General features: G+C 34.3%; 13 protein-coding genes. 3 read left to right on the top strand and 10 right to left on the bottom strand.

Features of this window, described 5'->3' with window-relative positions; all coding sequences use genetic code 11:
- Positions 1-179 (top strand): M48 family metallopeptidase (locus IPK14_18270; protein MBK7995248.1); only part of this gene is annotated, 179 nt, incomplete at its 5' end.
- A 93-nt stretch (positions 180-272) separates the two neighbouring features.
- On the opposite strand, the gene IPK14_18265 is transcribed toward IPK14_18270, so the two are convergent.
- The 10 genes from IPK14_18265 to IPK14_18220 all read right to left on the bottom strand — a co-directional run bounded on the left by IPK14_18265 (position 273) and on the right by IPK14_18220 (position 4,551).
- Complete coding sequence (locus tag IPK14_18265; protein ID MBK7995247.1) at positions 273-449, bottom strand: hypothetical protein; 177 nt, start codon at positions 447-449, stop codon at positions 273-275.
- 320 nt (positions 450-769) lie between these two features.
- Positions 770-1,093 carry a hypothetical protein gene (locus tag IPK14_18260; protein ID MBK7995246.1) on the bottom strand — a complete coding sequence of 108 codons (324 nt, stop codon included), beginning with the start codon at positions 1,091-1,093 and terminating at the stop codon, positions 770-772.
- Positions 1,086-1,322: a hypothetical protein gene (locus IPK14_18255; GenBank protein MBK7995245.1), complete on the bottom strand. Its 237-nt coding sequence runs from the start codon at positions 1,320-1,322 to the stop codon at positions 1,086-1,088. Before IPK14_18255 ends, IPK14_18260 begins: the two co-directional genes overlap by 8 nt.
- A 146-nt stretch (positions 1,323-1,468) precedes the next feature.
- A complete protein-coding gene (locus IPK14_18250) occupies positions 1,469-1,879 on the bottom strand; it encodes a hypothetical protein (protein ID MBK7995244.1) in 411 nt (136 codons plus the stop codon).
- A gap of 140 nt (positions 1,880-2,019) precedes the next feature.
- A complete protein-coding gene (locus IPK14_18245; GenBank protein ID MBK7995243.1) occupies positions 2,020-2,469 on the bottom strand; it encodes a DUF3987 domain-containing protein in 450 nt (149 codons plus the stop codon).
- Positions 2,430-2,903 (bottom strand): hypothetical protein, encoded by a 474-nt coding sequence (locus tag IPK14_18240; GenBank protein MBK7995242.1) that lies wholly within the window; start codon positions 2,901-2,903, stop codon positions 2,430-2,432. The genes IPK14_18245 and IPK14_18240 overlap by 40 nt, the downstream gene beginning before the upstream one ends.
- Entirely contained in the window at positions 2,900-3,349 is a 450-nt protein-coding gene (locus IPK14_18235) for a DUF3854 domain-containing protein (GenBank protein MBK7995241.1), read from the bottom strand. The genes IPK14_18240 and IPK14_18235 overlap by 4 nt, the downstream gene beginning before the upstream one ends.
- A 121-nt stretch (positions 3,350-3,470) precedes the next feature.
- Positions 3,471-3,740 (bottom strand): hypothetical protein, encoded by a 270-nt coding sequence (locus IPK14_18230; GenBank protein ID MBK7995240.1) that lies wholly within the window; start codon positions 3,738-3,740, stop codon positions 3,471-3,473.
- A gap of 115 nt (positions 3,741-3,855) precedes the next feature.
- Complete coding sequence (locus IPK14_18225) at positions 3,856-4,137, bottom strand: helix-turn-helix domain-containing protein (protein MBK7995239.1); 282 nt, start codon at positions 4,135-4,137, stop codon at positions 3,856-3,858.
- Between the two features lie 195 nt (positions 4,138-4,332).
- Positions 4,333-4,551, bottom strand: coding sequence for a hypothetical protein (locus tag IPK14_18220; GenBank protein MBK7995238.1), 219 nt, complete (start codon positions 4,549-4,551; stop codon positions 4,333-4,335).
- Positions 4,552-5,166: 615 nt separating this feature from the next.
- Between IPK14_18220 and IPK14_18215 the strand changes: the two genes are divergently transcribed.
- Positions 5,167-5,442 (top strand): helix-turn-helix domain-containing protein, encoded by a 276-nt coding sequence (locus IPK14_18215; protein ID MBK7995237.1) that lies wholly within the window; start codon positions 5,167-5,169, stop codon positions 5,440-5,442.
- Between the two features lie 467 nt (positions 5,443-5,909).
- Positions 5,910-6,020, top strand: coding sequence for a transposase (locus IPK14_18210; GenBank protein MBK7995236.1), 111 nt, complete (start codon positions 5,910-5,912; stop codon positions 6,018-6,020).
- Positions 6,021-6,163: the final 143 nt, after the last annotated feature.

Here is a 6,163-nt window from a genome sequence, read left to right as displayed (position 1 = left end):
AATTAGCTAAAAAGTCAACTTTATGTTTAGAATATATCATTGTTCATGAACTAGTACATTTGCTAGAACGCCATCATAATAAACGTTTCAATAGTTTGATGAGCAAATTCATGCCTTTATGGGAATTCCATCAAAAAGAATTAAATAGTTTATTGGACTATAGCGAGTGGGATTACTAGCTATATTTTTCATAATCTAACTTCAATAGCTAAAGCAGGTTCGATTCTATATATTTAGGTAAATTACGCCCTTAAAATTTTTTTATTACAATTCTAAACTTCAGTAGAAATATTTACTTGTTGTGGATTGTTTATTGTTATAGGCGTAGAATATCGCCTTAAGTCTCTTAACTGTCTTAAAGTCCTTAAAAACAGCTTGTTAAAGCGAGCCATCATAATAGCAGCATGTTCTAAGGCTTCTTGCTCTGTAACACGTGGGCCCGCAACCATTATTATTTTTAGATTGCTCTTTTGAGCTTAAAGCAACTATGTTTGTGAGTGGCTCTTTGTTGGACGGGTTTCATTCCAAAACAAATATTGGCTAAAGGCTTGTGCCATCATATCAATCATAGCTATTTCTATGGCTCCTTTTGGTTGCCACTGCTCTATAAAACCATCTCGAATTGCTAAATATTGGGCGCGTGTCCAAGGCTCTTGTTGCCATTCAGCTACTTCAAGCCCACCAGCAGCGCGATGTCCGCTTAAAAATTCATTGCAGGGCTTCTTGTTTTATTTCTTCCCAAACATCAGCGGCTATTGTTGGATCACGCTCAAATAGGATTGCTATTGCCCACCAACATAGTATTAACTGGCTGGCTTAAAATATGCTGATATTCTTTCTCGGTACTAATGTCAGGTTGAGGATTTTTAGCTTTTTCAACAGCTTGTTGAGGCGTTAAACCTTCATTTTCAAGATAATAAACTACTCGACAAGCCCAAGCTTTTCTTAACTCACGAGCTATTGATCCAAATTCTATGCCAGCTATTGATGCAGCAATAGAATTAATATCAATAGCTGGTGACTTAGTTTGGCTATTGTTAGCTTCTGCTAAACAAACGTTATTTTCATTGGTTTTTTTTGTGCTTTCATTCATTGCCAATCACCTCATTAATCTGGGCTTTTAGCTTACGCCATAATGCTAAGTGCTTTAGTTGAAATTCTTTGTTAATGCGCTTTTGCTCTTGGTAGTTTTTACAAGCGGTTTTAACAATAGCTGCATCTTCTTTGCGTACATATTGCTTAAATCTTTTGCCTTCATGTCTCCAAAAACGGTAAAAATAGGGGCCGTGCAGATATCCTTGTAAGCATTTTACAATTGGCACGGTTACATTTTTTGTAATAGGCCACAATAGAGCCAGAAATAAAGTCAATCTTGGGTGACAAATTTGAAATAATTTTTTTCATATAATTTTTAGGAGTATTTTTTTCAAGCATAAAGCTACGATTTAAACGAGAAAAACGAGTTAATTCAATCGTTATGTAGTAAAAACTTATTTTCCTCGTTTTCCTCGTTTTCCTCGTAACAAGATTGGGTTTGTCTTTTAATTGCACTAGAAAACCATTTTTCCGTAGGTCGCCCACGTTCATTAGTAGTTTCTTTTTGACAATATGCAAGTTGAGACTCAACCAAGTTAGCTAGGGCATTGTTAATTTTGCTAGCACTGTAATTTCGCTTGAAAAGATGCTCAATAATAAAAGACTTTGTTAAACCTTCTTCTCCTAGATCATTTAGTGCTTTGAGAATTTCATCAGCTAAAGGATCTCCTAAAGAATCACCAAAAATGTATTTAGCTGAATCTTCACAATATCGCCAAACTTCTAAAGCAGCTTCCATATGTTTTTGTTGAATGACTAATGAGCAATCAAGCAAAGCGTACAAGCAAGACAACCTTAATACTTGAGGTGCAGCACGTGATGTAGCAGATCCAAATAAACCTACTTTTCTTTAGAAAGATCAGCATAAACTGTACGCCAAAATTCTGTTGCTTTTGAGCATCTTTCCTTAATTCAAAACAACTTTTAGCAAATTCTATTACTTTGACTAACCCTTTTACTCGGCTCAAAGTTTACTTTATGAAGCTCACCACCATCAGGAAGAAGCTTTGAGCGTTTTACACATAGCCACAAAAACCGGTTAGCAAAACCATTTCCTAATTCTGTTCGGTCAATATACCTTCTTAACTCATCAGGAGTAATATGCCCTATGATAGAAATATGTGCTTGTGTTGCTTGAGCAGGATTATTTTTAGTGATGATTCTTAAATCGCCTTTATCCCAAGCTTCTCGAATGATCGCTGACAATGTGTTGCCATCTCGTTGTAACACCCTTAACACGGAAGCAAATTCTGTTTCTATTATAAGTAAACGTTTATCTTCTATACCGCTATCAATAATAACTTTTTGATAACCTGTAACTTTGCCTTTTTCTTTTATTGGCTCAGTTTTTCTATAGGATCGCGTACAGCCCAAATAAGTCCTTCCCCTGAAGATAAGCCTGACATAATTCGATTAGCCCAAGTTGGATCTACCAGCTTAAAAAGACGCTCAATAGGATCCCATGAAGTACCTTTGCGACCACTGGCAGTTTTACCAACAAGACAAATAAAAAAATTTAAGTAATGATCACATCCAGAAACTGTAAATCTAGCACTTCTACCAATAATATTTCCAAAAGCTACAAGAAATTGTAGTAAAAGAGCCGCATTGTCTGATTCGGTATGAGGTGCTATTAATTCTGTCACCATTCCAGCAGTACCTTGATAAGCAACGTCTTTTAGGGATTGCGGCCAACTTAGCTTAAAAGGCATATATTCTTGACTTGATTGCTCTGTTTTAGAAATTAGACCTTTTTCTTTAGCTCTACGCTCAAACTCTTTAATATCAAGCTCAATAATTTTGCTCATACTATTTCCCCTCCAGCAAGAATAAAATCATCAAGCCCCTTAAATTTAGTATCCCAAGACCAAATTTTTATGTTGATGTTATGCTCTTTTAGTGTGTCTATCAGCCGTATTACAGCATTACAAACAGGTGCTTTGTCTTCCCAATCTGAATCAAAAGCTATTGCTACAGTTTTAAGCTCAGGAATTTCTTTTTTTAGTTGTTGTGCAAAAATATTGTTAAAAGAAGAAACTCCAGCTACAGCAATAAAACAAAGGCTCATTTTTTCAGCACAAATATCAGCTTTTAGAGGCCCCTCAGTTATAACAGCAAATCCTGTTTGTTTGGCTAGATCAACATTAACAAAATGTATTGGAGAGCCAGAACTTGCACCATCAGTAAAGTCACGTGAAGAAAACCAAATGTATCTGGACATATCTTTTCCTATTGTATCTCGACGTATTTGCATGCCTTGAATGCGTCCAATAGAATCTCGAACAGGGATAAAACCTGGGTTACCAACTGGACTAAATCGCCAATCCTTTTTCAGTCTTAAAAACCTGGTATTCCACTTAGCTCAAAGTTATTTGCTAGTTCTTTGGTAATTTGAAGATGTTAGGAAATATAGGTAATGTTGCATAAAGATTATTAAATATTCTTTCATCGCTTAAACCGCGTACATTGAGCAAATTATCAGCATGATTTAGGGATAGTTGAAGAAACTCATTTAATAAAGCACTATAAACTTTGTTTCGTTGCTCAATATTTGCTAAAGGTTTTTCAACTGATTGAGCTACAACAGGTTTATTTGGATGAATGATCACCTCATCATATTTAAGACTATGGATGTAGGCCCCCATTTACTAGCTTCTTAAAACTACCCTGCTGAAACTCTACAACAAAAGCAAGCGATCCATTTTCTGATACACTACACCAATCAGGTTTATTACATATTGGACAAGGGTTTTTTGCGGTTTACTCTAATAAGTCGTGATCGTTCATGGTTTGACTTAAATGAAGGGATATTATTTTTGTTAAACATAAGCTATAGCCTCTTTTCTTTTTGGGGATAGCTTGACGCTCACATTTTTCTAAAAGCTCTCTAACGTGTTTTTCAGAATAAGCCACTTTGGAGCCTAGCTTAAAACAGGCAAGTTTACCTTGCGATCTCCATCGCCAAAGAGTTGTCCTAGAAACATTTAACCGCTCAATTAATACTTTTTCAGGTAAAATTTCTTCTGGGTGTATATTACTCATTTCTTTATCCTTTTAATTTTACTTGCAGCAAGGTTTTGCTACTAGATGAAGCATAAAGAAACACACTTTTTGATAAGTAATGTTAGAAAAGATTAAGATTGTTTTTGCAAAAGATTAATTAAAGTCAAAAATCTTTCAGTGATCATAGTATCGTTAAGCCTTTCAAATTCTTCTCGTTTTATCTCTTGATAATACCTAATCAAATGTTTCTTTACTATAAGGTTTATCTTGACGATTAATATTTAATTCATAAGCAGCATGATCACAAGCAAAAGCTAATGGGGTAGAAAGCCGTCTTTTTGATGACTTATTATTGCTAATAAATTGATTAAGCATTTTGGTGATAACTTTTTCTATTAATTCTGGGGTGTAACTATTTGAGAGTGTCTGAAAAGTGTCTTCTTTTTTTAACAAAGCAAGCCTATTTGTTGAAGCTTTTCGAGATTTATAAAAATCTAAAATAAATTCCCACAAAGGTTTTACGATCAACGATATTTACAAATGCTATACAAGTTTTCATAATTCCAAGGGTATTGACTTGCTATGTTACCTCCTGAACCATGAAGCTTTAGGAATGATCGCAAAATTTTTCTTTTCTTATCATCTAACCAATCAAGCTGTTGTGAAAATGTAAGAAATCTTGTTGTTATCCTATCGCTTTCCCCTTTATCCTTAAGAAATTTTTCAGAAGATGCTGAAACAGCCAAGAAAAGTAATTCCAAGAAAGCTATCCCAAATAGTTTCAATTTAGCTTCTTCGACAAATTCTAATGCCTTATTAGTTAACCCTTCTATGTCTTCATCTCGATTGAAAATATAGATCTCAAGAAAAAGAAAACAGGGAAAAAAAAGTTGAGCGAAAAAGAAAAAGCATGGAAAATCTCTAAGAAATAGAAATTCAATATAAGGAGATTTCCCAATGCTAATATTCCGATTAAGAATAACAAAGAACAGCAACAAGAGCTAGAGAAAAAATTAAAGTCCAGTCAAAAATTAGGAAAAAATAAGAGAAAGTAAGCAGATAATGGTATTGTTAGCAATAAGTCGAGAAGTAGCAATAACAGAAATAGCAAAAGTATTAGAAATAACAGAAGAAACAATAAATAAACATATAAAAAACTATTTAGTAAGAGGAATAGACAGTATCGAATCAGGAAAATCATCCGGCCGACCTGGAAAATTAAACAAAAAGCAAAAACAAGAATTAGCAGAAATAATAGAAAAAGGGCCAGAAGCAGCAGGATTTAGTGGAACATGTTGGCGTAGTCCAATGATAGTAGAGCTAATAAGAAAAATATGGGAGTGAGATATAGTGTATTTTATATAGTAGAACTGCTTAAAAATCTAGGATTTTCATTTCAGAAAGCAAGATTTATATCAGACCATAGATGAAGACAAAAGAGCAGAATGGTTAGCTGAAACTTGGCCTAAAGCTTCAACTTAGCTAGGAAAAAAAAGGTGCATATCTACTTTTTGGAGATGAAGCTAGCTTTCCTCAGTGGGAGTAGTCTTTCCTACACTTGGGCCCGTAGAGGCAACCAACCTACTATTAAAACTTCTGGTACTCGAGAGCTTTTCGTTCTTTGGTTTAATTGATTTTTTTCACTGGCAAATTTTTTATCAATCTACTACTTCCGTTTTAACTCTGACACCTACCAAGCTTTTCTTACTTCTGTTATTAGGCACTCTTCAAACATATTGTTCTTATTCAGGATAGTGCTAAATACCATACTTCTAAACAGCTTAAAGACTTTTTTTCAACTTTAACAAGTCCTGCTTAACTGTTTTCCAGCTCCCTCTTATTCTCCTGACTTTAACCCTATCGAAAAGCTTTGGAAAAATCTCAAGAAATCCCATTCATTTACATCATTTTCCTACTTTTGATTCTTTGCAATCTAAAGTTGATGAGCTTTGTTTGATTTTCTCTTCAACCTTTTGCTATTTTAGTTTTATTTGGCTTTATGATTCTCTCAATTTTTTTCTTTGCCTTTAGCTGCCTAATTTCGCTTTTTTATTTTTCTTGAATA

Source organism: Blastocatellia bacterium, assembly GCA_016713405.1.
Classification (GTDB): Bacteria; Acidobacteriota; Blastocatellia; order Chloracidobacteriales; family JADJPF01; genus JADJPF01.
This window is presented reverse-complemented; position numbering and strand designations above follow the sequence as displayed.